Source organism: Pseudoalteromonas sp. MMG007 (assembly GCF_018100985.1).
Taxonomy (GTDB): domain Bacteria; phylum Pseudomonadota; class Gammaproteobacteria; order Enterobacterales; family Alteromonadaceae; genus Pseudoalteromonas.
Genome location: NZ_JAGJEI010000022.1, coordinates 1 through 26,557, shown reverse-complemented (window position 1 = coordinate 26,557; position 26,557 = coordinate 1). Strand labels below are relative to the sequence as shown.

Annotated in this window: 28 protein-coding genes and 1 rRNA gene; 8 read left to right on the top strand and 21 right to left on the bottom strand. The window is 39.6% G+C overall.

The features are described 5' to 3' along the window. The first annotated feature begins 247 nt into the window (after positions 1 to 247). Positions 248 to 727, top strand: a complete 480-nt coding sequence (locus tag J8L71_RS17940) for an RNA-binding protein (RefSeq protein ID WP_211001733.1) — start codon at positions 248 to 250, stop codon at positions 725 to 727. On the opposite strand, the gene murI is transcribed toward J8L71_RS17940, so the two are convergent. After that, positions 690 to 1,490, bottom strand: a complete 801-nt coding sequence (murI, locus tag J8L71_RS17935; RefSeq protein ID WP_211001732.1) for a glutamate racemase — start codon at positions 1,488 to 1,490, stop codon at positions 690 to 692. The two genes, J8L71_RS17940 and murI, sit on opposite strands and share 38 nt — an antisense overlap. A 65-nt stretch (positions 1,491 to 1,555) precedes the next feature. Beyond that, entirely contained in the window at positions 1,556 to 2,695 is a 1,140-nt protein-coding gene (locus J8L71_RS17930) for a DUF5610 domain-containing protein (protein ID WP_211001731.1), read from the bottom strand. A gap of 162 nt (positions 2,696 to 2,857) precedes the next feature. Here J8L71_RS17930 and trmA point away from each other — a divergent pair, with 162 nt between their 5' ends. Further along, complete coding sequence (gene trmA / locus J8L71_RS17925; RefSeq protein WP_104641816.1) at positions 2,858 to 3,955, top strand: tRNA (uridine(54)-C5)-methyltransferase TrmA; 1,098 nt, start codon at positions 2,858 to 2,860, stop codon at positions 3,953 to 3,955. A 10-nt stretch (positions 3,956 to 3,965) separates the two neighbouring features. On the opposite strand, the gene J8L71_RS17920 is transcribed toward trmA, so the two are convergent. The 5 genes from J8L71_RS17920 to ccoG form a co-directional block, all read right to left on the bottom strand. Beyond that, entirely contained in the window at positions 3,966 to 4,418 is a 453-nt protein-coding gene (locus J8L71_RS17920; protein ID WP_058548216.1) for a DUF523 domain-containing protein, read from the bottom strand. 59 nt (positions 4,419 to 4,477) lie between these two features. After that, the gene (locus J8L71_RS17915) at positions 4,478 to 5,116 is read right to left on the bottom strand and encodes a thiol:disulfide interchange protein DsbA/DsbL (protein WP_211001730.1); all 639 of its coding nucleotides are present in this window, start codon (positions 5,114 to 5,116) and stop codon (positions 4,478 to 4,480) included. An 18-nt stretch (positions 5,117 to 5,134) separates the two neighbouring features. Next, positions 5,135 to 5,758 carry a thiol:disulfide interchange protein DsbA/DsbL gene (locus J8L71_RS17910; RefSeq protein ID WP_211001729.1) on the bottom strand — a complete coding sequence of 208 codons (624 nt, stop codon included), beginning with the start codon at positions 5,756 to 5,758 and terminating at the stop codon, positions 5,135 to 5,137. Between the two features lie 34 nt (positions 5,759 to 5,792). After that, positions 5,793 to 6,767 (bottom strand): serine/threonine protein kinase, encoded by a 975-nt coding sequence (locus J8L71_RS17905; protein WP_211001728.1) that lies wholly within the window; start codon positions 6,765 to 6,767, stop codon positions 5,793 to 5,795. Between the two features lie 83 nt (positions 6,768 to 6,850). Beyond that, complete coding sequence (gene ccoG, locus J8L71_RS17900; RefSeq protein ID WP_211001727.1) at positions 6,851 to 8,281, bottom strand: cytochrome c oxidase accessory protein CcoG; 1,431 nt, start codon at positions 8,279 to 8,281, stop codon at positions 6,851 to 6,853. Between the two features lie 288 nt (positions 8,282 to 8,569). On the opposite strand from ccoG, the gene J8L71_RS17895 reads away from it, so the two are divergent. Continuing rightward, positions 8,570 to 8,929, top strand: a complete 360-nt coding sequence (locus tag J8L71_RS17895; RefSeq protein WP_211001726.1) for a hypothetical protein — start codon at positions 8,570 to 8,572, stop codon at positions 8,927 to 8,929. Next, a complete protein-coding gene (locus J8L71_RS17890) occupies positions 8,929 to 9,135 on the top strand; it encodes a hypothetical protein (RefSeq protein WP_211001725.1) in 207 nt (68 codons plus the stop codon). The genes J8L71_RS17895 and J8L71_RS17890 overlap by 1 nt, the downstream gene beginning before the upstream one ends. Before the next feature lie 26 nt (positions 9,136 to 9,161). Here J8L71_RS17890 and J8L71_RS17885 read toward each other — a convergent pair whose 3' ends face one another. The 13 genes from J8L71_RS17885 to gspC all read right to left on the bottom strand — a co-directional run bounded on the left by J8L71_RS17885 (position 9,162) and on the right by gspC (position 21,182). Then, complete coding sequence (locus J8L71_RS17885; RefSeq protein ID WP_211001724.1) at positions 9,162 to 9,749, bottom strand: UPF0149 family protein; 588 nt, start codon at positions 9,747 to 9,749, stop codon at positions 9,162 to 9,164. A 23-nt stretch (positions 9,750 to 9,772) separates the two neighbouring features. Beyond that, complete coding sequence (locus J8L71_RS17880; RefSeq protein WP_211001723.1) at positions 9,773 to 10,531, bottom strand: type II secretion system protein N; 759 nt, start codon at positions 10,529 to 10,531, stop codon at positions 9,773 to 9,775. A 3-nt stretch (positions 10,532 to 10,534) separates the two neighbouring features. Further along, complete coding sequence (locus tag J8L71_RS17875) at positions 10,535 to 11,008, bottom strand: type II secretion system protein M (protein ID WP_211001722.1); 474 nt, start codon at positions 11,006 to 11,008, stop codon at positions 10,535 to 10,537. After that, positions 11,005 to 12,213: a type II secretion system protein GspL gene (gene gspL, locus J8L71_RS17870; protein ID WP_211001721.1), complete on the bottom strand. Its 1,209-nt coding sequence runs from the start codon at positions 12,211 to 12,213 to the stop codon at positions 11,005 to 11,007. Before gspL ends, J8L71_RS17875 begins: the two co-directional genes overlap by 4 nt. Then, positions 12,210 to 13,199, bottom strand: coding sequence for a type II secretion system minor pseudopilin GspK (gspK, locus tag J8L71_RS17865; RefSeq protein ID WP_211001720.1), 990 nt, complete (start codon positions 13,197 to 13,199; stop codon positions 12,210 to 12,212). Before gspK ends, gspL begins: the two co-directional genes overlap by 4 nt. Further along, the gene (gene gspJ, locus J8L71_RS17860) at positions 13,192 to 13,842 is read right to left on the bottom strand and encodes a type II secretion system minor pseudopilin GspJ (RefSeq protein WP_211001719.1); all 651 of its coding nucleotides are present in this window, start codon (positions 13,840 to 13,842) and stop codon (positions 13,192 to 13,194) included. Before gspJ ends, gspK begins: the two co-directional genes overlap by 8 nt. Then, entirely contained in the window at positions 13,843 to 14,217 is a 375-nt protein-coding gene (gene gspI, locus J8L71_RS17855; RefSeq protein ID WP_138683104.1) for a type II secretion system minor pseudopilin GspI, read from the bottom strand. It lies immediately after the preceding gene. Then, on the bottom strand, positions 14,217 to 14,804 hold the full coding sequence (locus J8L71_RS17850; protein ID WP_211001718.1) for a prepilin-type N-terminal cleavage/methylation domain-containing protein: 588 nt from the start codon (positions 14,802 to 14,804) through the stop codon (positions 14,217 to 14,219). The genes gspI and J8L71_RS17850 overlap by 1 nt, the downstream gene beginning before the upstream one ends. A 49-nt stretch (positions 14,805 to 14,853) precedes the next feature. After that, positions 14,854 to 15,276, bottom strand: a complete 423-nt coding sequence (gspG, locus tag J8L71_RS17845) for a type II secretion system major pseudopilin GspG (protein ID WP_211001717.1) — start codon at positions 15,274 to 15,276, stop codon at positions 14,854 to 14,856. 72 nt (positions 15,277 to 15,348) lie between these two features. Beyond that, entirely contained in the window at positions 15,349 to 16,584 is a 1,236-nt protein-coding gene (gene gspF, locus J8L71_RS17840) for a type II secretion system inner membrane protein GspF (RefSeq protein ID WP_211001716.1), read from the bottom strand. Positions 16,585 to 16,586: 2 nt separating this feature from the next. Then, the gene (gspE, locus tag J8L71_RS17835; protein ID WP_247655367.1) at positions 16,587 to 18,155 is read right to left on the bottom strand and encodes a type II secretion system ATPase GspE; all 1,569 of its coding nucleotides are present in this window, start codon (positions 18,153 to 18,155) and stop codon (positions 16,587 to 16,589) included. Continuing rightward, the gene (gspD, locus tag J8L71_RS17830) at positions 18,148 to 20,220 is read right to left on the bottom strand and encodes a type II secretion system secretin GspD (RefSeq protein ID WP_211001715.1); all 2,073 of its coding nucleotides are present in this window, start codon (positions 20,218 to 20,220) and stop codon (positions 18,148 to 18,150) included. Before gspD ends, gspE begins: the two co-directional genes overlap by 8 nt. A gap of 23 nt (positions 20,221 to 20,243) precedes the next feature. Next, a complete protein-coding gene (gspC, locus tag J8L71_RS17825) occupies positions 20,244 to 21,182 on the bottom strand; it encodes a type II secretion system protein GspC (protein ID WP_211001714.1) in 939 nt (312 codons plus the stop codon). A 210-nt stretch (positions 21,183 to 21,392) separates the two neighbouring features. Between gspC and hslR the strand changes: the two genes are divergently transcribed. The 4 genes from hslR to J8L71_RS17805 all read left to right on the top strand — a co-directional run bounded on the left by hslR (position 21,393) and on the right by J8L71_RS17805 (position 25,778). Beyond that, positions 21,393 to 21,815, top strand: coding sequence for a ribosome-associated heat shock protein Hsp15 (gene hslR / locus J8L71_RS17820; RefSeq protein WP_211001713.1), 423 nt, complete (start codon positions 21,393 to 21,395; stop codon positions 21,813 to 21,815). A gap of 12 nt (positions 21,816 to 21,827) precedes the next feature. Next, complete coding sequence (gene hslO, locus J8L71_RS17815; RefSeq protein ID WP_211001712.1) at positions 21,828 to 22,673, top strand: Hsp33 family molecular chaperone HslO; 846 nt, start codon at positions 21,828 to 21,830, stop codon at positions 22,671 to 22,673. Positions 22,674 to 22,943: 270 nt separating this feature from the next. Continuing rightward, positions 22,944 to 24,482, top strand: coding sequence for a phosphoenolpyruvate carboxykinase (locus J8L71_RS17810; RefSeq protein WP_211001711.1), 1,539 nt, complete (start codon positions 22,944 to 22,946; stop codon positions 24,480 to 24,482). A gap of 189 nt (positions 24,483 to 24,671) precedes the next feature. After that, positions 24,672 to 25,778 (top strand): PepSY-associated TM helix domain-containing protein, encoded by a 1,107-nt coding sequence (locus J8L71_RS17805; RefSeq protein WP_211001710.1) that lies wholly within the window; start codon positions 24,672 to 24,674, stop codon positions 25,776 to 25,778. A 566-nt stretch (positions 25,779 to 26,344) separates the two neighbouring features. On the opposite strand, the gene rrf is transcribed toward J8L71_RS17805, so the two are convergent. Continuing rightward, positions 26,345 to 26,459: ribosomal RNA gene (gene rrf, locus J8L71_RS17800) — 5S ribosomal RNA — on the bottom strand. Positions 26,460 to 26,557 lie beyond the last annotated feature (98 nt).

Genomic DNA, 26,557 nt, shown 5'->3' with positions numbered 1-26,557 from the left:
CCGAATAGGGAGATCCGAAAGGGAGATCCGAAAACAGATCAACCCTTTTTTTAGATCTTTTTACTGTTCGAACAAAAATACAGCAAAACACGGTAAAACCTCATTAAAACAGCCATAAGCTGATGCTTTTTTACACTCTTCTTTATTATTTAATACAAATATCATTGCTATGTTCAATTAAGACGTTAAGATAGCAAGCTCACAATGTTAAATTAATGTTTATTTCCTGTTTATTGGTAGATCTAAAATGAAATTACCCGATCAAAAATCTTTTATCTTCTCTGTTATTCTTGCTGTAGTTGGTTTTGTTATTGTTGAGTTTGCTTTAGGCAGCTTAGCTTTAAGCCCTGCACTACTATTTGGTGCTGGTTTATTAATAGGTGCAATTGCTATTGCTGCAATGTCACCTGAAGGTGTTGAAGAAACCGAAGTTAAAACGAAAACACTTTATGTTGGCAACCTACCTTATCGTGCAAACGAAGGTGTGGTTCGTGCTTTGTTTGAAGAACAAGGTAAAGTGTTTAACGTACGCCTATTAAAGGATAAAAATACTGGCAAGCGTCGCGGCTTTGGCTTTGTTGAAATGGCGCAAGCAGATGCAGATAATGCAATTGCTAAGCTTAACGACAGTGAGTTTCAGCAACGTACTTTAAAAGTACGCGAAGCAAAGCAAAAACAAGAAGATGATTCTAGTGCTCTTCGTACTGAGACGGATCAATCAGTGTAACTAGCTTTATTGCTAGCTTATCACTATTAATATCAGCCGTTGCATAGTAATGCAGCGGCTTTTTTATGTCTGAAGGTTTATTTGCCAGAAGGTTTGATTGAGCTAGTAGGAAGTGAACTCTATTTGCTATAGCTTGACCCGAATCTAATAACTGCACATCTCCTTTAAAGTATTCCCTAATAGGGTTGGCTAATATAGGGAAGTGCGTACAGCCTAATACAAGCACGTCAGTATTTTTATCTACTTTTAGGCTATCAAGCTCTTGATGGAGTTTGATCGTGTCTAAAGTTTGTGTGTAAAAATACTGCTCAGCTAAAGCAACCAACTTAACGCTGCTATATAAGTTAACCGTTACATTACGTGCGTGTTCAGTAATTAAAGTTTTTGTATAGGGGCTTGTGACTGTAGCAGGCGTTGCCAATAGCGCTATGTGATTAGTATGAGTAAGCTCTGCTGCAGGCTTTATTGCAGGTACTACACCCACAATAGGAATAGAGGTAATTTTACGTACAGCACTCAGTGCCGACGTTGAAGCCGTATTACACGCTATAACAATTAAATCAACACTCAACTTATTGCTATTAATAAAATGGATTAATGAATATAAGCGATTAATGATTGTCTGCTGGGACTGCGCTCCGTAGGGAAGTAGTGCGTTATCCATAAAATAACTGTACTGAGCATCAGGAATGCTTTGCTTTATATGCTCAAGTACAGTGGTGCCACCAATACCTGAATCAAAAACCATTATATGCGCTGACAAACAACTGTTCCCACTAAACGTTAAGAACGGCAGTTTGCCATGAGGTATTTATAAAAGAAAGTAGTTTAACTTTGCTGAGTTTCTAAATCAGCGAGACCATCTGCCGCTGTGTTTAACTGATTTAAATTTTCGAACATCGATTTAGTGTAATCAACTAGCTTATCGATTTCTTGTTGATCTTGGTTTAACCATTGTAAGATCCCAGCAAGTTGGTTTTGTAAGCCTAACTCACCTGCTTTTTCAAAAGCATTTCTTAGATCATCGTTAAAAGGAGCTAATGTATCAGCGATTTCTTTTTCTGGAGCAGGCTTATACTCTTCGTAGCTCTTAACTGTTGCAACCGTTTTTGTTTGACGTAAATCCATAGAAAAAGCCACCAGCTGTTCACTACCTAAACTTAACTCTTGCGCTTGTTCAAATGCTTTATCTAAATCACCACCAAAAAATGTTGAGCTTACATTTTGTAAGTCTTCCATCATCGCATTAATTGCATCTTGCTCTTGTTCGTTTAATTCACCATTAACCGACATTGAAAAAGATACCTGGCGAGATTGTGATGACGAACTTACATATGATTCGCTATCATTGGTTCTGCTATAACCGCTAGCTGATTGGGACTCGTATGCATCGGCAAAGCTTATGCTTACTTCATCACCTTCGGCAGTTGTAAACTTGTACTGAGCATCACTGCTCATACTTACATATTGGCCTTGGCTTATACTTACACTGGCAGGTTGAGGGTTAAATAACGACTCCTCTAATGTATCTATACCGTCGTAGATACCCTCTTGTGATTTTTTAATACCTTCTTCCATGTCGTCATTAAAAATTCCAGTGCCTTTAAGCTCGTCAACGGCATCATCAATACCCATTTGTACTCCTTTGCGCGCTTCGCCAAGCATATTCTTAAGCTTGTCATCGTCAGCGCCGTTTGCTTTTGCCTTATTAACGGCGCCACTCACAAAGTCGAGTACATTTTTTACTATTTCATCAAAATCAAATAGTGATTTCTCTGCTTTTTTTTCTTGAACGGGTAAGCCTAGCTGCTCAGCCATTTTATCGCCGAGTACTTTTGCAGCAAGCTCTCTGCCTCGTTGTTGATAGCTATCTTGAGGAGACTCAATTGTAGGCTGCTGAATATCAGCCTTATTATTGAATTTATTGACATTACTGTTTGGTGTAAAGTTATAGTTACCTATTTTCATAAACTGTCTCCTATGCTTGCGTAGCTCCTTATCGGCCAGCGCAAATAAAACTAAAGTTAAGCGAGCAAAAAAACACCATTAACTCTAACCAAAACTAGACAAATACACAGCGCACCCTACAATAACGCCGATAAACAGATCTTAGATAAGGTAGTAGCGTTAATGGCAGTTATTAAAATAGATACCACACAGTACCAAGCGCAATTAAGTGAAAAAGAGCAGCGTATAAGTGCACAGTTTCGACGTTTTGGTGTGGAGCAGCTAGAAGTATTTAGCTCAGAGCCAACTAACTACCGTCAACGTGCAGAGTTTAGAGTATGGCACGATGGCGACGATCTGTTCCATATTATGTTTGATCAACAAACAAAAGAAAAAATTCGCGTAGATACATTTGATCCTGCGGCCCCTCTTGTAGGTGAAATCATGCAGGTGATGATTGAAAATCTTAAACCATGTGAGATTTTACGCCGCAAGCTATTTCAAATAGATTACCTATCAACCCTAAGCGGTGAAATTTTAGTGAGCCTGCTTTATCACAAACCACTAGATGAGCAGTGGCTAACTGAAATAAAAGCACTTAAAGAAAAACTAAGCAGCAAGTACAAAATTGATTTTATTGGCCGTGCCCGCAAACAAAAAGAAGTACTTGGTGATGACTTTGTTACTGAGCGTTTAACTGTTAACGGCCAAGAGCTTATTTACCAACAAGTTGAAAACAGCTTTACTCAGCCAAATGCTAAAGTAAATATTAATATGCTTGAATGGGCGCAAGACTTATGTAAACCACTTAAAAATGATTTATTAGAGCTTTATTGCGGTAACGGTAACTTTTCTATTGCACTGGCGGGTTCTTTTAATAAAGTACTAGCAACTGAAATATCTAAATCGTCTGTTCACTCTGCTCAGTATAACATTGCCAAAAACAATGTAGATAATCTCGATATTATACGTATGTCGAGCGAAGAGTTTACTCAAGCAATGAATGGTGAGCGTACTTTCTCTCGTTTAGAGGGCATAGATTTAAAAAGCTACGACTGCCAAACCATATTAGTTGATCCACCGCGCGCAGGCATGGATGAGTTAACGTGTGATTTAGTGGCTAATTACGAAAACATAATTTATATATCGTGTAATCCAGAAACCCTTGAGCGTGATCTTGATCACTTGACTCGTACGCATAATGTTAAGCGCTTTGCGATATTTGACCAGTTCCCTTATACGCATCACATTGAGTCAGGTGTTTTCTTACAGCGTAAATAACCAACCAAAATTAAAGTGCCAGTACTTTTATAAGTGCTGGTATTTGTTCTTCACTAAACACTTGAATCCCATTCTTCATTAATAATGCTGCAGTTAAACCTAGACCTTCGATTTTTACTCCGCGATGCTTTCCATCATATATTGTATTTCGTCCGCAAGAAGGGCTCGATTCTTTAAGTAGAGCAAAACGAACTTTATTTTTTTTACACACTTCTAGCGCTATATTAGCCCCAGTTTGAAATTGCTCTGTTACATCCTCTCCTGAATTAGTAATTACTCTCCCCTGTATTATTTCAGCAGGAGCTCTAGGAGTAGATAGCCCACCAACAACTTCAGGACAAAAGGATATTATTTTCTTATTACTTTGCCATACCCGTAATTGTGGATGCTGTAATGTTTGTCCTTTTCCATCATAACGAACAGGCTGCCCTAGCAAACAACTCGATACTAATATTTTTTCCATTGCTACATCCTTATAAAGCAAAAAAGCTCCCTGAGGAGCTTTTTTAGTTTTAGCAAAACTTACTTGTTTGCTAGGTAATTAATTAATTTACCAATGTCTTCTGGGTCAGTAACACCCGACTCTCGGCCAAGGTTCAATTTGTACTTACCATTTACAATAAATGTAGGTACGCCACGTAGGGCGCCTTTTTCTTTAAAGTAATCTTGGTCGCGCTTCATTTTTGAACTTAAAGTACGTACTGAGAAGCTTTTAAAAAGTTTATCAAACTTATCGCCATCTACACCTTGCGCTACAAATATATCTTTTACATCAGCAAGCTCATTAAACTTAGCACGCTTGGTATGAATGTGATTAAAAATAGCAGAGATAATTTTATCTTTTTGTGGAAGTACTTCTGCTGTCGCGAGTGCTTGGCTCATCATTTGTTGGTTTTCTGGGTCACGAACACCCACAAAATCCACATGACTCTTTTTAAACTTAACGTTTTTATCAAGCTTAGGTTTAAACTCACCAATTAATGCTTCCATGTTATTACATGCAGGGCAGTAAAATGAGAAAAACTCTTTAACCTCTGGTTTTTTAGTTGCACGCTCAGATACCACGTCGTAATGCACGCCTTCTTCATACGTTGCTGCAAAACTAGTTGCTGCCATTGGCAGTAGTACAGCAAGTAAACCCGCTTTAACTAATTTGATCATTATTATTATTCTCCGAGATTAAAGTGTTAGTAAAAAAGCAACTAACTCATCAAGTTCTTGTTGATTTTTGATGGTGTTAATATTTATTTTATATTTATCGTTAACTATAAAAGTAGGCACACCTGTAAGTGCGCCAATTTTTGAATATTTATTTTGTTTGTTTTGCATTGCACGTTCAGCGGCAATAATTGGCATGCTTGCAATGTCTTGATCGAATGTCGCGCTATCAATACCGTTAACTTCAAGCAGCTTTTTAACATCTTTCATTTCAGTTAATGGTGCGCGTTGAACATGAATGCTTTTAAATATTTGATCGCTAATGCTTTGCGCCAGTCCATGTTTTTTACCAATTAAGTAGGCATAGCTCAAATTGCTTTGTGCTTGTGGCGAAACGCCACCCAAAAAGTTTACGTGATTTTTAATAAACTCAGTGCCTTCTGGTAGATTTTTTTCAATTGCTTTAGCAACGGGTTCAAACTTGAAACAATGTGGACAGTAAAATGAGAAAAACTCAGTTACCTGTGGCTCTGCGCTTTTATCTATATCAATAACTGTATATTGGTTATCGGCTTCAAACTGTGCAGCAAGTGCTGCAAATGGTAAACATAAAAGTAATAAACTCAGTTTCAATTTTTTAAGCATTGGTATCTCGTTGTACTTATCTTTAAATAAAATATTATGGCAATAACTTAAGCGGTGCTTCTTGCAGTGCTGCAAGTTGCTCTTTTAGCGCTAAAATTTGTTGCTCCCAGTATTTGTCATCTGCAAACCACGAAAAGTTCCGTACAAAAGCAGGATCGCTCCATCGTTTAGCTACCCATCCCATGTAATGAATAATACGCATCGCACGCAGTGGTTCAATCAATTTGAGTTGAGTGTGGTCAAAATCACAAAACTCTTCATACGCATTTACAAGGGTGTCTAACTGTAACAGTTGCGTAGCCCTATCGCCACTGAGCATCATCCATAAATCTTGAATTGCAGGACCTTGACGGCTATCGTCTAAATCAACAAACATTAACGCATCACCTGCCCACAATATGTTACCTGCATGGCAATCCCCATGTAAGCGAATACTGTGCGCATCTTTATACTGCGTTTGTGCCTGCTCTATTACTAAATCTAAAATAGTATAAAAAGCAGTGCTTATTCCCATTGGCACCAAGTTACTTTTTTGAAGATGAACTTTGGCTGTATGTAAGTATTCTTCACAGGTAAGTGTTGGTCTGTGCGCAAACGGTTTAGTTTTAGCAACTTGATGCATGCGGCCAATTAATCGCCCCATTACGTCGAGCTGATCTAAATTATCCACTTCGAATAAACGACCACCTACACTTGGAAATAACACAAACAAATAGCCTTGGTGTTCAAACAAGCTTTGCCCATTATATTTAACCGGTGCAACGACTGGTACTTCTGCCTCTGCTAACTCAAATGCAAAATCATGTTCTTCTTGAATTTGCTCTTTGCTCCAGCGTTCTGGGCGATAAAACTTTACTACGTAACGCAGGCCATCTTCAGCCTTAAATTGATAAACTCTGTTTTCGTAACTGTTCAGTGCTAATAAACCCGATTCAGCATAAATGCCTACACTTTCTATAGCATCGAGTATTAGGTCGGGTGTTAGGTCAATAAAGCTAAATTTACTCATACTCTTCTTATATAAAATAAAAGCGGGTTATTCACCCGCTTTTGTTAATTGCTATAACTTCCTACCCCTTGGGTAAGCCGATATCACCGTGCTTTGAAAAAGTTACTTGGCTGCGATATCGTTTCGTCAGGTTCACTGACTGGCGAAAGTACAAAGTTAAACTCAGTCATCGGCGCTTTTAAATCATATGGGTCCATGACAAGTGAAAGCGGTACATTATGAGACTGACCAGCTTGCACAGTAAATGATCGCTTACCTATGTATTTAAAGTTATCAAGTCCTTGCACCTTAATGTTAAAGGTTTGCTCATATTGCGCTTTGTTAATCACTTTTAACGTATAAGTGTTTTCTACCAAACCATCAAAGTCGACACGGTATAATTGGTTCCTATCACGGATAATATCAAAGTCCATGGTCTTACGCAGTGCTATATTTGCGACAAGCGCACCCGTAAGCACAACAAGCATGACCGTATAACCAATGATTTTAGCTCGCAGTGGATTCGTTTTATTTTCTGGTGTTTCTAGGTTTCGCTCTGTCGTATACGAAATAAGCCCTCGCGGATAGTCCATTTTATCCATCACACCGTCACAAGCATCAATACACGCACCACAGTTAATACATTCAGCTTGTAAGCCATTACGAATATCTATACCTGTTGGACATACTTGAACACACAAATTACAGTCAATGCAGTCGCCCATTTCTAGGTCTTCGTGGGCAACTTTACGCGAACGTGGGCCACGGCTTTCACCTCTTTTCTCATCATACGTTACGGTGTAGGTATCTTTATCAAACATAGCTGATTGAAAGCGTGAATAAGGACAAATATGTAAACACATAATTTCACGCATCCAGCCAGCGTTAGCATAAGTACATGCAGCAAAGAAAATAATACTAATTAATGCATAACCACCGACGCTAAAGGTGACAAAATCAGGGAGCAGTTCTCTAATGGGTGTAAAGTAGCCTACAAACGAAATAGCGGTATACAAAGAAAACAATACCCAGCTGGAGTGCTTGGCTGTTTTTCGCCAAAATTTATCAAAATCCATTGGCCGCTGATCGAGTTTTTTACGCTGATTTGCCGTTCCTTCAAACTTTTCTTCAAACCAAATAAAAATAAAGGTCCACACGGTTTGTGGACAAGTATAACCACACCACACTCGGCCATAAAAAGTGGTAACCAAAAATAGCGCAAACGCTGCCAACATAAATATAAACGCAAGAATAGTAAAATCTTGAGGCCATAGTGTTAAACCAAAAATATTATATTTTTGGCCTATCAAATCAAACAATACAGCTTGTTGCCCGTTAAAATTGATCCAGGGTAATGCCATAAAAGCGAGCATACCTAAAAAACCAATACGTTGCCTGAGTAACTGATGAAGGCCTTTTACAGCACGCACATAAATACGATTTCGGGGATTAAACCTGTCATCATCTCGGCTTAAATCCGGCTTTTGGATTTTTACCTCTGCAGGTATGTTTTTTACTTTAATTTGCTTGTCCATCGAAGTTCCTCAACGCCGCTTGGAAATAAAAATTCAGCACTACTCAGGTTCTCTACAACTAAAGTGTAGCAATTTGCTTGCTTGGCAGATTTAGGTGAATAAGTAGCCTCTTGAATAGTTTCAGATATTTCAGAAATATCTGACTGCTGTTAGCTATTATAACAATATTGGCTAAAATTACTGACTTAGATTGCTAATAATTTATTCATCTCAGTTACTTGCTTTTAAAATGCAGTTTATTACACTGCATGGTAATTTAACCCTACTTAGATCAAGGTTTATGTATCCATGAAAAAATTTATTATATTGGTAGTGCTGATCCTTGCCTTTTTTACTATTGACCACCCTTCAATAAAAGAACCCCGTGAAAAGTTATTAGGAGAAGGCATTGGCTTTTTAAGTGATGCCAGCAAAATAAACAGAAGCCCTGCAGCAAACATGGCTAAAAATAGAATAGCTGCTCAATTAAAGCTTTCTGAATCTGAGCACGAATACCTAGAAAAAACATTTACTACTGATGATTCAGTACAGCTTTTTCATTTGCGTTTCTGTCGTGAGCGCGATCTTAACTTGTATTTTTACGATGAGCGTTTAAACACTGTGTGTAAAATAGTTTCTGAAGCTTTAGAGCAAAAGCGAGCTAAGTAATGGATTTTTCTAATTTGAATAAGAAAGCCAGCGACTCGTTTTATAAACAACGCAATATGCTCAAGCAATTAGCCCAAGGTAAAACGCTTAAGTGTGAAAAATGTAATGGGGTTTTAACGCTTGATCTAGCCACCAGCGAATCTGGTAAAGGCTTAGTAAAGTGTAAGAAAGGCTGCACTGATATAGCTTTAGAACTAGGCGCTTAGATTAAGCGCCTAAAAAGTTAAGCGAATTACTCGTCCCAACTATCATCTGTGATTAAACCACTATTAATAGCAACCACTTCTATAAGCTCTGCAAAACCTAATGCAAAATCACCCATAGATTCATACTGATATTGGCACAGGGCGTCTGAGGTCATATTATTTTGCTGGGCAATTTGCGTTACTGCTTGCTGATCAAGTGCAAAAAAGCTAAGCGTACTAAGTGCGCTTTCTAGCGCTTGTTTAAACTCGGTATCTAACTCTGGGGCATTTAAAAGAGGCTCAGCATACGCTTTTGTCGCCACTAAAAAACCTTCGCTCCAAGGCTTACAAAACTCAAGGTTAAACTCTACTGGTAACTTGTATCCAGTTTCAAACACTTGCTCACTAATTTTATGATAAAGCGCCATGAATAAAAACAGCATCTCTTCGTCTAGGTCGTTAGCTGTGTTTGGTAGTATTTGTGCAAGCCATTCGTGTACATCAAGTGGGCTGGGCGAACAAATAACGCCAAATAAATAACCTTCGCTTTGCTCAAGGGTCATAGCTTGAGGCTGAGTGTTTAAAAACGTGCTGAGCTGCTTTGCATGCAACTCAGTAAATTGGGGTATTTGCATTAAAACTCTTTATATTAAATCAATTAAAAATTGAGCGGGTAGCGACCTTGGTTATCTGGTCGGCCTAAAAACTTAACCGCATCATGTACATCTTTTGGTAAGCTGGCATCTGGTTTTACATAACCGGCGACACTAAAATCAAAATTAGCTTTAAGTGTAGCATCTGCTTCAAGGCCTAACGTATTATCTGGGTCAATTAATATAGCTACATCACCCGACTTACAGCTTAACTTACCTCCAAGAGGGCCTATATTGAACCAGCCATTTAACCTTTGTACATCAATATTTGGGCTCGCTATTTCACCCTTTAACGATTCGCAATAAGGGGCACCCGAGCTATATTCTTCAAGTTCTAATATTACGCGACCTTTAGCTGTTACTGGCAATGGTAGCTGTATTCTACCCATCGCACGCTCAACCGTTGAGCGAACTAAACCATCGGTTACTTTTACTTTGTTATTAAATAACCCATAACTTATGTCGGCATATCCTGAAATATCACTACGTTCACGCGCATTACCAAATTTAATATTTGCGTTTAACTTACCAGTAAATAATTGCCAGCCTGCTATATCCCACCGTACATTATTTAGTTGCTCGCCTTCAAAGCGTACTTGCATCATTTGCCCTTCCCACACAGTACCAACAGTTTGGCCAATTTCTAACTGTTTAGGCAAGTAAGGCTTTGCTATATCAAGCGCTATGACCGCCGGTAATTTAATAATACAAAACACAATAAAACTGACTAAAAATACAGCCGATAACATTATTATTTTTTTCATTAATTAATTCTCTAATACCAAGCGGCTTACACGCACATAACCCGATTTGTCGTCACGGCTTAAATCTAAATTTTCAATTTTCAAACCATGCTGATTTACCAGTTCGTCTAACCATTCGATTAGTTGATTAAACTCTACAGAGTCGAGCGTTAAACGAAGTGACCCCGTACTAGGCTGCATTTTACTAATATCTATTTGATAACGACCACGTGTAGAGTTAACAACTTGGCTTAAGTTTGTATTGCTCGCTACGCTAGTATTGCCCGCCGCTTTTAGCTTTACTATGCTCTCGTCAACCCAAACAAGCAGCGCTTGTTGTTTTATTTGTGACTGTTGCGCTTTTTCTATTGCGTTATTTAATGGTCTAAATATACCCATAACTAAAACAAAAATAATAAATACGCCACCAGCGACCATAACTAATTGCTGCTCTTGCTCTTTTAGTGAGCGCCAATATTGCATTAACTGCTTTTTCATACCGCACCTCGCAGTTTAATTTCGCCCACAACATAATCACCGTCGTTATTTAAAGAGCCTTGCTCAACGGTTAAACCTTGTTTTTCGAGTATGGTTTTAACTTTGCCAAATGTTTGAAAGTCTTTTGCTCTAGCGCGAATACGCAGCTCATTTCGACGCTTATCGTAGCGCAGAGTTTCTGGGGTAAATTCGCTCACCTGAGAAAACACATCAACCAAATTTGCGGTTAAGTCTAAAAAGCCAGCTTCACTTGAACCTTGCACTCTATCAAGTGCGCCTTTTATTTGGCTTTTAATTAAGTTAGGGCGAACTTTTACGCCAGGAAACGCTTTTTTATATCTATCAACCACTTGCGCTTTAGCTATTTCTAGTTCCGAGTTGAGTTGATGCAGTTCTATTGCTTTAATTGCAACCGTAGAAACTAGCGCAACGCCTGCAATAATTGCTGCGCCTTTCCAGTATCCCCACCACAATGAGCTTTTCTTTTTAAGCTGATAAAGGCCTTGGCGCAAATTAAATTTAACGCTATCTAATTGCTTTGCAAATAAAGCTAAAGGCAAGTCGTATTCATTGGTTTGTGCGCGTAGGTTAACACTTTCAGGAAAATGATTCGCAGGGCTAAAATGCTTAATGTTTGGATTGCCTAAAGCCGTTAAATAATTACTTAACCAACTTGGTTCAACCGCACTAATATGCCATTGCCCTTGTTTAAATAACCACTGGTTATTAAGTTCAATAGCAGTGGCCTCACCTTCATCTCCCGCAGGGAGTAACAGTGCATCTGGTAATATTTTATAAACAGATAAATCATGCTCTGCAAATAACGCAAGCCATTGTTCAAACCATTCACGATCGGTCATTGCTACACGTATGGCATGTTGCTCGCCAAGCATCGTTGGCTCGCCTACTGCTATAAATAAGTCATCTACATCACAGGCTATATCTTCTTCAAGCATGTACGGCAATGCTTGCTCAAGTTTACGGTTCCACTTTGTGGGTAAGGCAACTGTCTTTAATTGCACTTGGTCACTTGGTAGTAAAACAATAACTTCTCTGCTTTGTGCTTTTTCACTTAACTCAGTTAAGTGGCTTGCATTGGGTAATTCACCACTGGCTATTATTTCTTGTTCTTGTGGTGAGTATATTAACCAGTTAAGCAGTTCTTGTTCGGTTTGACCCGTGCGGATCAACAGTATTTCTGTCACTGTACGCCTCCAAATTTTCGCGCCAGTATCGTTACGTCGCCATCTTTAGCGTGCAGTAATGTGGTCATCGAAAAACGCAATTCAACAAAGTTTGCCTGCGTTTGTAATTTAAAATATTCGCTATTAATACTAAATAAATCTTTTACAGATTCTATATTTGCTCCACCTTGTTGCTGCACCTCAGTGAAAAACTCGTCAATGCTATCAAAGCCTGTTTCAGGGCGAGCCCCAATAACAGCTTCAGCAGCAGATAAACTCAGTTCATCAATCATGGCGCTTAAGATAAGAGCTTGTTCTGGCTGCAGTGTATTTACATTAATCAATAATAAGGGGCTGCCTGGTATTACACATACATATGGTAATACTTTTTCCATTACTAATGGGTTAAATCCTTTCACTAAACGCAGCTCCGATGTTGACGCAAATAAGCTATTTGCAGTCATATACGGAAATTTACGAGATAAATACTCATCCTCCTCCGCGCCTGAACGATAAGTAATGCTGTCCTCATCAAGCCAATCAAATACGCTATCGGCCATCGCCTCTTCTGACTCATCCGCAGGTAAATCTTCAATATTTTCAAGTAGTGCAAATAACGCTTTATGCGCAGGGTTTGTTTTACTTGTACCGCTTATATCAGGTGCTTGCGCTAAAGCATTTAAGTTTAAGCAAGCTTGTAAATCAGTAATTTGACCACTCAATGTACCATTATCGACCGGGTACGCAGTATTACCTTGAGTTGCCCAAATTTGATCAAGCGATGTTTTATCGGCATCATCTTTCTTACTCTGTATGAGCCCTTTTATAGCTAGCTCTTCTGCGCCGTACGCATACCATTTAGCTTGTTGGTGTCCTTGTAGGTTAGTGCTTTTCTGAACTTGCACCATCAAATTAGCACTCATTTCAACCGCTAAAATAGCAGCTAAAGCAACAATAAATAAAACGATAACAAGTGCTGCGCCACGTGACGCTTGCTGTTTACCCATTATCCACACTCGTACTTTGTGTTGTACTTGGTGGCGCAACAACCTTACCCTGACCAGGAACTAAAAATACTCGACGAATAGGTTCAGCCTCTATTTGCTGAAGTGTTACAGCAACGGCTTTAGGAAGCGCTTTAATTTCCCATTGTTCTTGCCATGCGCTTTTATCATCTAAAAACTCAAACTTGAGCTCTTCTACATTTTCAAGTATTCGCTGTACACGCGGCTCCATATTATCAAGCTGGTCTACGTATACCCTGTAAACGCGTTCAAGATTGTCATCTAGTACTCTGTAGCCCACAGCTTGTAATTCAGAACGCGGTAATAAGTTTATAGGATTAACCCAGCCGTCGCGCACAAATGCGATGCCATCGTATTGGCTTTCTAACACATAACGACCTGCTAGCAAATATTGCTCTTGTACATCACCCGATTCGTTTCGAACGGCACGTTTGGTCATTTGGCTAAAATCTTGATCCATTAACCTAAAAGTAGTTTGTAGCCCGTTCAACTCAGCAATTTTTTCATCCGAAGCATCTTTTGCTTTGGTGGTGCTATCTAATATTTGATGGGTGGCAATAATTACAAAAGCTAAAATGCCCAGTGCAACCATTACCTCTAACAACGTAAACCCACGCTGCTTCACTTACTTACTACCTTTGTTGAGATAAGTTGAAAGCTCATATGCCGAGTTCTCATACTTTTCATCAGTAAATACATTAATTGTTACTTTAACAAAGCTTTTGTCGGCTGTAGCTGTTACCTCTTGTTGCCAAAACCATTCAACACCCGCCATTACTTCACTACCTCGTGCATTGTTTTTACCTTGCCACTGCTCACCTTTGGTACGTTGCTCAATAAGTACGTTTTCAGCAACCCAGGATGCGTACGTTTGCTCTTCAATCGTCGTTAAATGATGTATATGCTCGCCAGTGGCTTGCATAGCAGCTATACCTGCCATAGCACAAATGCTAAGCGCCACCAGTACTTCTAATAGCGTAAAGCCTCTATTAAGCTTCATTATTCTGGCTCTCGGCGAAAATTAACAGGTGCAGTAAATTCGCCTTCAATGAAATAAACAGGTTCACTTTGCTCTTTTAATTCAAGTATTAATTGAAATGCACTGACCTCACCCGATGATAAAATAAGCACTTGGGGTATTTTTACTTTTTTAAGCTCTAACAAGCTATCTTCATCACCGCCGCTCATTAGCTCGCGCCAATTAGCTTGTTCTAACAAGTTATCTTGCGCCCATGCTAAATCTTCTAAATTTAAAGTAAGCTTTAACCGCTCATCCAGCTCTATGGGTTTAAACAGCTCTTCACGGTCAAAAGCTATCCATTTTTGACCATCAAAGACTAAGTATTCTAGGGTGTTTTCTTCGACTAAAAAACCAAGTTCCACCTGATTTAAAATTGCAAATTCAGATGCCATATTAATGGTGGTATGCAGCCTAAGTGCTTGAGTGTCTAACTCATCTTCAGCGCCACCCTCTAAGCTGTATACCACCATTTTTGTGGCAAAAGCGATGATCACTAATACCACTAAAATTTCGATTAAACTAAAGCCTCTACTTTTTTTATTCAGCTGCTTAAGGCTTACTTGCATAGCAAGCCTCGAGCAGTTGTGTAATTATGCATAAAAGCGTAGTTAAACATTACTGTTCGTCTTCATCCCAGTTACCAATATCATCATCGGTGCCAACTTCGCCATCTGGACCCATAGAAAAAATATCAAACTTACCAATTTCGCCTGGGCTAATTAACTGGTACGTATTACCCCAAGGATCCTCTGGTAGCTCGCTGATAAAGCCGCCATCAGGAAAACGTTTAGGAATTGGCTCAATGCTTGTTTTATTAACTAGCGCTTCTAAACCTTGCTCTGTACTTGGGTAGCTTTTATTTTTAAGCTTGTACAAGCTCATCGCATCTTCAAGTTGTTGAATATCTAAATGCGCCTTATCGATAGCAGCCTCTTCTTGCTGACCCATAATATTAGGCGCAACAATTGACATAATCATTCCGATGATAACCAGTACCACCATTACTTCTAATAAAGAAAAACCTGATTGTTTATTCACGTAATTACCTCGTTATTCTAAAAACACTAAGCAAAAATGATTTAGGTAAAATCATTAATATATAAAAATTATTTAAAGCCCTACGGCTTTGTTCATTGCCATTATTGGTTGCAGTATTGCCATTACTATAAACAATACAATAACGGCCATTGAGGCAATCATCGCGGGCTCAAGTAATTTAAGTGATACGTTAACCATACTTTCAAATTCTCGGTCTTGGTTGTTAGCGGCGCGCTCTAGCATTTGCTCAAGCTCACCTGATTTTTCACCACTGGCTATCATATGCAGCATCATTGGTGGAAACAACTTAGTTTGTTGAAGAGCTGCTCTTAAGCTTGCCCCTTCACTTACCCTGTCGGAAGCATCGCCAACTGCTTTTTTAATTTTTTCGTTAACTAATACACCACCTGAGATACGCATACCTTCAAGTAGCGGTACAGAACTTGACGACAAAATACTTAATGTACGTGCAAAACGAGCAGTGTTAATGCCACGCGCTACTTTACCAATACCTGGCATGTGCAGTACTTTGTCATCCCACCAAAATCGTATTTTAGGCTGTTTAAGTGCATGCTTAATGCCTATAGCAATTGCGGTAATCGCGATTAAACTAATAAACCAATAATTTTGCACAAAGTGACTGCCAGCCATTACCCACTCGGTGGTCCATGGTAGTACTTGTTTGGTTTTCTCAAACGTTTTAAGTATTTTTGGTACAACCGTACCAAGCAATACCGATACAATACCAATCGCGAATATTACCAAAATAGTAGGATAAACCATGGCTTGCGTTATTTGGCTACGCATATGTTGGCGCTGCTCAGTATAATCGGCAAGTCGGTTAAGTACCTGATCAAGGTGACCTGACTTTTCACCGGCGGCAACCATCGCACGATACAAGTCGTCAAATACATGCGGAAACTCGCTCATACCATCAGCAAGCGTATAACCTTCTACCACTTTTGAACGTACCGACATAAGCATACGTTTTAAACGCGGCTTTTCACATTGTTCAGCAACAGCCATGACCGCGCCTTCAACTGGCAATGCCGATTGAATAAGCGTGGCCAATTGACGAGTAATAAGCGCAAGATCTGACGTTGAAATAGTCGGTTTTAAAAAGCTGCCAAGTAATGGCGCTTTTTCGCCTTTAACTTGTTTATCGCCCTGCGCAGCTGGAACTACCTCTAGCGGAGTTAGCTTTTGCTCTCGTAATACTTGGCGTATTTGCTTTGCAGTATCGGCCTCTAAGATGCCTTTTTTTTCTTTTCCGCGACCATCAAGCGCACGGTATTCAAACGCTGCCATAACTAGGCTTCCTCGCGGGTAACGCGAAGTACTTCTTCAAGTGTTGTTTTACCTGCAAGTACACGGCTACAGCCATCTTGACGAATGCTTGGACTTTTTTGGCGAATGTATTTTTCTACACTTTGCTCGCCTTTACCGCTGTGGATCATTTCACGTATAGCTTCATCTACAACTAACAGCTCATGAATACCAGTACGGCCTTTGTAACCATTAAAGTTACACTCTTCACACCCCACTGCACGATAAATAGTAGGTTGACTGTCAAACGGTACACCCAGTAATTGACACTCACGTTCGTCAGCTACGTGCCCTTCCTTACAAGATTTACATAAGGTACGCACCAAGCGCTGAGAAAGTACACCAAGTAACGATGATGAAAGTAAAAAGGGTTCAACGCCCATATCTTCCATACGAGTGATTGCACCTGAGGCTGTATTTGTATGTAACGTAGACATTACTAAGTGACCCGTCAGCGATGCTTGCACACCAATTTGAGCCGTTTCAAGGTCACGTATTTCACCAATCATAACTACATCGGGATCTTGACGTAATATTGCGCGTAACCCGCGTGCAAATGTCATATCTACTTTTGTATTTACTTGTGTTTGACCAATACCAGGGATTTCGTACTCGATTGGATCTTCAACCGTTAAAATATTGCGATCGCGCGAGTTTATTTGGCTCATACCGGCATACAAAGTGGTACTTTTACCAGAGCCCGTTGGGCCGGTTACCAAAATAATACCGTGTGGTTTACTAATTAAATCGGCAAATAATTCACGGTTTTGCGGCGTCATACCTAAATCTTCTAGATTTAAGCGTGCGTTGTTTTTATCAAGTAAACGCAATACTACACGCTCACCAAAACTCGATGGCATGGTAGATACACGAACATCTACTGCACGCCCAGCAATACGAAGGCTAATGCGACCATCTTGAGGAATACGCTTTTCAGCAATATCAAGCTTAGCCATTACCTTAATACGCGAGACGAGTAACGAAGCAAGTTTACGGTTTGGTTTTAATACTTCTTTTAAAACTCCGTCAACCCTAAAGCGAATTACTAGCTCTTGCTCAAAGGTTTCGATATGAATATCAGACGCACCTTCTTTAATTGCTTCACTAAGCATGGCGTTTATAAGCTTAATAATTGGCGCATCGTCATCGCCAGCAAGTAAATCTTCAGTTTGTGGGAGTTCATCGGCAAGTGAAAATAAATCGACTTCGTTACCAATGTCTTCCATCATCTGCTGGGTTTCAGAGCTATCTCGCTGATAAGCAGCTTCTAATAAAAGCTCAAACTTATCATCTGCTAATTGCTCTAAAGTAAAACCACTTCCAGCAATACGGCGTACCTCTAATAAAACACCTACATCAAGTTCACCACGATAATAAACCACCGGTTGATCATTGTTTTTACTTAGTAGCACACCAGCCCGGCGAGCATAGGAAAACGGCAAACGCTTAGGTGGCAGCTCTACTAACTCGTTAGCTGTCAATAATTCGTCAGAATCAGGCTCTGTAACGCGGTGTACCACATCTTCGTTTATTTCTTCTATTGCGCTAGTCATCTTCACGCTCTGCACGTTCTTTAGAACTCAATGCTTTTAAATGTTCTTCGTACGTTGGTGGCAATATAAGCTCATCATCCCACGAAGGCAGTACAGGAGAGTCTGAACTAGGCATAAGCTCTATGCCGTCTTCTTTTTCTTTAATTTGCTCGCCACGAATAAAGTTATATTTGTTAAAGCTTAACTTATTCATATTAACGCCATCACGGATAATGGTAGGACGAATAAACACGATAAGATTACGCTTGCGCTTTGTGGTATTAGTCGATTTAAATAAATGACCCAAGATTGGAATGTCACCTAAAATTGGTACCTTAGACACGCTTTCTTGTACGTCTTCATCAATTAAACCACCTAATACAACCATACCACCATCATCGGCCATAACCGTTGTAGTAATTGCACGCTTATTAACAGAAATATCAACAGCCGTTGCACCACTTACACTGGATACTTCTTGTTCAATTAATAACTGTACTGCTGAACCATCATTTATCTGTGGCGTAACTTTTAGTTTTACACCCACTTCTTGGCGTTCAACTGTTTGAAATGGATTATCGTTATTACTACCCGTTTGAGAGCCTGTAATAATAGGTACTTCTTGACCTACTATCATCGACGCTTCTTCATTGTCCATGGTTGTAATTGAAGGGGTAGCGAGTATGTTTGAGTTAGTATCTGTCGATACTGCTTGAATGATTGCACCCCAATCGTTTTTGACCAAGCCAAACGCTAAGCCGTTAACACCGCTTAATAATGAAGCAAGCGCGGTGTAATCACCCTCAGTTGTTTCATCGTAGCTTGTAGCAGTGCCTGTTTCTGAACCGATGATTGTTTGAGTTGTTGTGGTGTCTTGCGCTTGAATACCCGCAACGGCTAGCGAGCCAACAGGGACTGTTGAGCCATTATTAAACTGCAGCATACCGCCGTCTTCTGAAATCCACTGCGTACCAAGGTTAACACCATCCGATTCCATTACTTCAACAATAATGGCTTCAACAAGTACTTGCGCACGGCGAATATCAAGCCTTTCGATAACGCTTTCTAGTGAACGCATTGTATCTGGCTGAGCGGTAATAATAAGTGAGTTTGAATCTGGGTGTGCTTCAATACTGCTTTCGTTACTGTTACGGCTACGTGTTTTAGTTGTAGCGCCTTGTGCGTCATCTACAAGTGATTTACTTACACCCTGCAATACTTTTACTAAATCTTCGGCTTTTGCGTAATTTAAATAAAATACTTTTGTATTACCTTGGCTTTCAAGTTCACCGTCTAGGCGCTTAATCAATTCGATTGCTCGGTTACGAGCTTGCCCTTCACCACTCACAATCACGCTATTAGTTCGGCCATCAGCCACAACTTTTGGAATTAAAAATTCAGGTACACTGCCTTTACCGCTGTCTTTATAAATATTATCGACCACAGAAACCACATCATCTGCAGTCGCATATTTAAGCTTAACGATGTCTACACGCTTGTCACCAGCTTGATCCACTGAACGAATAATTTCAACTAAGCGATTTACCGACGCTGCATGCCCTGTAAGCATCATTACGTTAGCCGCGTTAAAGTTAGCAACATGGCCGCCATCTTTTTGATCGCTAAATTGACGAACTAATGGCCCTAGCTCTTGCACGCTTACATTTTTTACGCGCACAACACGGGTGATCATCATATCGCCAGATGCTTCACTATTTTCAGTAATTAGTGGAACATTTGATTTTTTAGCATCAGAACTTTTTTCTACTTTAATAATGCCGTTGTCCATTTCAACAGCAGAATAGCCATAAACTTCTAGTACATTTAAAAAGAACTGATAGTAAAGCGCTTCGTCCATTAACTCGTAACTACGTACATTTACTTTGCCACGCACATTAGGGTCAATGATTACTGTTTTATTTAGGTTTTTACCAACAATATTTATAAACTCGTTGATATCTGTACCTTTAAAGTTTGCAGCGTATTCAACAGCAGAAACAGACAAAGAAATACTTGCCGCCAAAAAAAGTGCTGCGTACTTAGCTAACCCTTTTTTAATTTTTTTGAGGTGTAGCACCTGAACCATTATGTTAAAACTCCAAAGCTAAGTTATTGCAGACTGAATTGCACATCTATTTGTTCGCCATCACGTTCAATTGTGATATTGGCATCTGTACTATTACGCAGCTCATTAATGGCTGACATGGCCTGTTTTAAATCTGTTAATTGGTAGCCATTAATTGAAATAGCTAAATCGTTATTTTTTAATCCCATTTGCTTAAATAGCTCAGGCTCTTTACCTGGACTTAAGCGATACCCAATAAGCTCACCATCACTCATTGCTTGCGAAACACGTATGTAATCAAATAATTTACCTGGCTCTTTTAATAGCTCTTCACGTGTTTCTATAATTGCTTCTTTTACTTCTTGATCAGCTGTAGCGTTTATTTGAATTTCACTTTGCTGCATTTTTTGCGGACCCATTTTAGCTTCATCGCGCGCAGCCAATACTGGCATAGAAACCTTTTTGGTGAAATCTAGCCCATCTAGCATTAACGTTTCAAAACGACCACTTACACTGAGAATGACGCGATCAGGTAATATTTGCGCTACTTTTGCACGAGTCCCAAGTACAACCTCTTCCACAAGGTAGCTTACTTGCTTACCCTGTGACTCTATAATAGCAACACCTGCTTTATCATCGTTACTCACAGCAACAATACCGGTGAGGTTTATACTTAAGCGAGTTTCAGGTGCATCATTGATCACTTGCGATTGTTTCGCAGCATTATTGTTTGTTACAGTTTTTTTACCAAACAAAAATTGCTCAACAATATGCTGAGCTGAGCGGTTGCTTGTCCCCGATGATTGATTAACACTGTGAGTAGGCGTTAACAGAGATACCGGTGGCCTAGGCCATAAAAGCCAAACTAATTTAGAAAATAAAAATGCAAGATAAACAACAACTAACAGTGTTACCAATGCGCTCAACTTAGCATGCGGTAAACGAGTTAAAAATTGTTTTAGTTGTTGGATTTGCTGTTCCATAAATAGTGTTCTTATTTTAATTTACTGCGTTAGCGCGTGCCCATAGTACCTTTTCATTTTTCATTCAACAAGCACACTAATATTAAACTTTGTAAACAGAATAAGTTTAGTTTACATGGCTGTATAAAAAACAAACGGGTGGTGTAATACCTTCATCCTACGATGATTTCATGATAAATTTTAAGTTATAAAAACGAGGGAAAATACCTTATGAGTAAAAAAAGTAACGCGAATACGGGTTCAGACCACACCGATGCGCTAAAAGTTCGATTAGATAAATGGTTATGGGCCGCTCGATTTTATAAAACACGTGCAATAGCTCGCGACATGGTACAAGGCGGCAAAGTACATTATAATGGCCAACGTACCAAGGCCAGTAAAATAGTCGAGGTTGGAGCAGTAATAAAACTAGCTCAAGGCGTAGATGAAAAGCTTATTACTATCCTCTCTGTGCTTGAAAAGCGCCAAAGCGCCCCCATTGCACAGACCATGTATCAAGAATCTGATGCAAGTATTGCTAAACGCGAAGAAAACGCCATCGCTCGCAAAAATAATAGCTTCTTTGCGCCACATCCGGATAGAAAGCCGGATAAAAAGCAAAGGCGCGAACTTTTAAAAATGAAATCAAGTTAGGTATAGCCGCTCATGCAACAAGATCTACTTCACCGTTATTTATTTGACGACCTCGATGTTCGTGGCGAACTCGTGCAAATCGAAAACGCCTACAACGAAATGATTGCCAATCATAATTATCCTCAGCCTGTTAAGGCCTTATTAGGTGAGTTACTCGTTGCAACGTGCTTATTAACAGCGACCTTAAAGTTTGAAGGTGAGATAGCCGTTCAACTACAAGGTGATGGTCCCGTTAAATACGCAGTTATTAATGGTGACGATAAACAAAACATGCGTGGAATAGCTCGCATGCAAAGTGAAGTAACAGGCTCATCAGTAAAAGAGCTTATTGGTAAAGGCTATATGGTCATTACCATCACGCCAACTAAGGGTGAACGTTACCAGGGCATTGTTCCTCTTGAGCATGATACATTAAGTGAGTGTATTGAAAGCTATTTTGAACAATCAGAGCAACTTAAAACGCGTCTTTGGTTTGCAACAGATACTAGCGAAGGTAACGCTAAAGCGTGTGGTTTATTTTTGCAGGTACTGCCAGTAGATAAACAAAAGTCGATTGATGACTTTGCACATTTAGAAGCACTAAGTAGCACTATTAAAGATGAAGAATTATTAAAACTTGACGCCAATACAGTACTAACGCGCCTATACCATGAAGATAACCCTCGTGTATTTGAACCTCAAGCAATTACGTTCAAATGTGGCTGCAGTAGAGAAAAAACAATTACGGCTCTTGTTAATGTAGGGCGACAGGCACTACTTGATGATGTTGCTAAAAATGGTTCTGTTAACATAAGCTGCCACTACTGTTTAAAAGAATATATTTTTAACGAGCAAGACGTAAAAAATATTTTTAACTAATTAAACGTTTCATCCAAAATCTCATTATAAGACCGCAAAATATGCGGTTTTATATTATAAAAAGATGATACCGGTGTCATGAATTTTGTTCATTTACTGACACCGGTATCATTGAAATTAATCATGTTTTTTAGCAAATATATGTGTTTTTAGGGGCTTTACGGGCTCGAATATCTCAAAACCTTCTGTTACTATCATTTCAGCTTAAGGGCACTGATAACCCCAGAGCTATCCCGTTCAAACTCTCACACATTATAGTTAGGTATAAACATGACTACAGGCGCTACACGTTTTGTCGATTTAACCGCAGCTGAACTTGTCGAGCATGCGATCCGCCGTGGCGAAGGTACTTTAGCCGCAAATGGTGCTTTTGTTGCAATTACAGGAAAACGAACTGGTCGTTCACCAAAAGATCGTTTTATTGTACAAGAAGCATCTACTCAAGATGACATACAATGGGGCAACGTAAACCGTCCATTTGATGCAGACAAATTTGACACTCTATGGGCTCGCGTAGCAGCACATGTTCAAAGTAATGACCACTTCACCTCTCACCTAGAAGTTGGCGCAGACCCTGAACACTATCTACCTGTAGTTGTTACTACAGAAACAGCGTGGCACCATATTTTTGCCAAAAACATGTTTATCGAACCAAAGAACTATAACGCTTCTAACTTACCACAATGGCAAGTAATGAACGTACCATCATTCGTTTGTGATCCAGAGCGTGATGGTACAAATAGCGACGGTACCGTTATTATTAACTTTGCGCAGCGAAAAGTTTTATTAGCAGGTATGCGCTACGCCGGTGAAATGAAAAAATCGATGTTTTCCGTTCAAAACTTCCTACTACCAGCTAAAGGTGTATTACCAATGCACTGCTCGGCTAATGTAGGCGAAGCTGGCGATACAGCATTATTCTTCGGTTTATCGGGTACAGGTAAAACAACACTTTCTGCAGATCCAACGCGATTTTTAATTGGTGATGACGAACACGGCTGGGCTCCAGGTAGCGTGTTTAATATTGAAGGTGGCTGCTACGCAAAATGTATCGACCTCTCACAAAAAAATGAACCAGTAATTTGGGATGCTATTCGATTTGGTACTATTTTAGAAAACGTAGTATTAGATGAATCACGCACACCAGATTTTAACGATACGAGCTTAACGCAAAATAGTCGCGCAGCTTACCCGCTTGAACACGTAGAAAAACGTAAAGTAGAAAATCGTGCTGACGAACCAAAAGCTGTCGTATTCTTAACCTGTGACGTAAGCGGCGTGTTGCCTCCTGTATCTGTATTAACAGAAGAAGCAGCAGCTTTTCACTTTTTAAGTGGATATACAGCAAAAGTTGGCTCAACTGAAATCGGCTCAACAAGCGACATAGAATCAACATTTTCTACATGTTTTGGTGCACCATTCTTCCCACGCCCAGCAGGTGTATACGCAGAGCTTCTTATGAAGCGAGTTCGTGAATTTGGCGCAAAAGTGTACCTTGTAAATACAGGGTGGACAGGTGGTCCTTACGGAACAGGCAAGCGCTTTGATATTCCAACTACACGAGCGGTAGTCGATGCAATCGTATCTGGAAAGTTAGCAGATGTTGAAACTCAGCATATTGATGTTTTAAACCTAGATGTACCGGTAGCCGTTCCAGGTGTAGATACTAACTTACTTAACCCAATTAATACATGGGAAGATAAAGCAAAGTATAACGAATATGCAGCTAAACTAGCAGCTGACTTCACTGAAAATTTCGCTAAATACGATGTATCAGATGATATAAAAAATGCAGGCCCTAAAGCATAATTAGCCTTTTAGCCTTTTAGCCTTTTAGCCTTTTAGCCTTTTAGCCTTTTAAAACGCCAGCCTAGTGCTGGCGTTTTTTTTAATACAATCAAAAACTGCGACATAATGTCGCACTTCATGCACATAAAACACGATAAAATAACCAAATATTTAAATTATTCTGAGCATGTACATATATGGTGTTGTTTTATGATATTTAGCTTGTCGTGGCGAAAAATAGCTAGGCAGGTACATCTATATTTAGGTATATCCATAGGCGGGTTATTAACAGTAATCGCCTTGTCAGGCTCTATACTCGTTTATTATCCAGAGCTTGACGGACAATTAAATAAATTAAGCGTACAGAATAGTAATACTATTAACTGGGATGAAGCCTACGCGACTTTAAAATATAATTACCCAGACAGACTAGGCTCCTGGCGATTAGAAAATACAGCTACAGGTTCTGTAATACCTGCACGATACTACAAACCAATTGAGACAAAAGGCCAAGCGTTTGCTCCATTAATGGTCTGGCTTAACCCTATAGGTACACAGATCATTCGTGAGGATTTTTGGGGAAGTTACTTTGTAACCTGGGTATATAACCTGCACTTTTCATTACTTACAGGCAGTACTGGGACAGTAATTGTAGGCTATATAGGAATAGGAACTCTCATTCTTATTTTATTTGGATTGTGGGCATGGTGGCCAAAAAAAGGCTACTGGGTTAGATCGTTAAAATTCAAAGCCCGTAGCACTAAGCTTGGGCTATTATATGATTGGCATAAGTTAATAGGGTTATGCTTTATGCTACCTCTGCTCGTTTTAACCATTACTGGCATTATGCTAGCGATACCAAATCAAACCGACCCGATAATCACAGCATTATTAGGTAAAGTTGAAAAGCCTACTACAGCAGTAATAAAACCAAAAAACTATATATTGTTATCCGATGCAATTGAATTAGCGCAAAAAGCTATGCCTAGCGCAAGGCTTGCTTGGATTGAAACACCTTCATCTAGTAACGCTGTATATCGATTTAGATTACAAACAACTAATGACCCATCTCATCGCTTTCCCCACAGCTATGTCGAAATAAATGCAAACTCTGCTGAGATCATAAGCATATTTAATGTTGATAATAAAAGTCCAGCGACAAAACTCAAAAACTGGCTACACCCTCTCCATGATGGGACTATTGGCGGTCATTCCCTTAGAGTTTTATGGGTATTATCAGGTATAGCGACCACCTTACTTTTTTACCTTGGTCTATATAGATGGCTACTCAAAACAAGAAGAATTAATAACTATTAATTCAATTATAAATTTATAGGATCATACTTACAAATAGTTACAGCCAGTAATTAAAGCTTATATATGTCTAATCAAGCAATATAAGCTTAAGTGGCCTTAATAGCACTCTGAGCGCTTTTATAAAAACAAGCTAAGATGTCGCTTTAATTCACCATTGTTGGCGATAGGCGATGATTTTCTAATTGTAATTTAACGCTTCTTAATATCGTGTTAGGAATAGCTAATGCCACATTATCTATGATAAAAGTGCATAGGGGCGGCCATGACTGAGTTCGCCATGGTTTCTAGTATTTACAGCACTAGATAGTAAACCCCATCATAGTACTGTATCGGGTTTCTCTTATTTGAAGCCGGTGCGCTACGCAGTAGAATGTCGTAGTGCCCATAGCGGTAGGGGCCACATAGCAAATGCTACACTATCGTTGTGTCGGGGCGGCCTTGTGTGGGGCTCGCCTTCGAGCTGTTTTGTTTGACTATTGAGCTCAACATGCCCTCTTGGCTATTTTACTAAACCCCAAACAGCAAAAAACCCGTCACATCGCTGTAACGGGTTTCTCTTATTTGGAGCCTGGTAATGTCCTACTTTCACATAGCAAATGCTACACTATCATCGGCGCTGTTTCGTTTCACTACTGAGTTCGGCATGGAATCAGGTGGGTCCAAAACGCTATTGTCACCAAGCAAATTAGGTGCAAAGGATTAATGACAAGCACGTAGTGCTGCTTTTTCCTTTGCGCAAGGTGCATCAACTTTAACGCTACGCGCTAAGAGTCACCTAA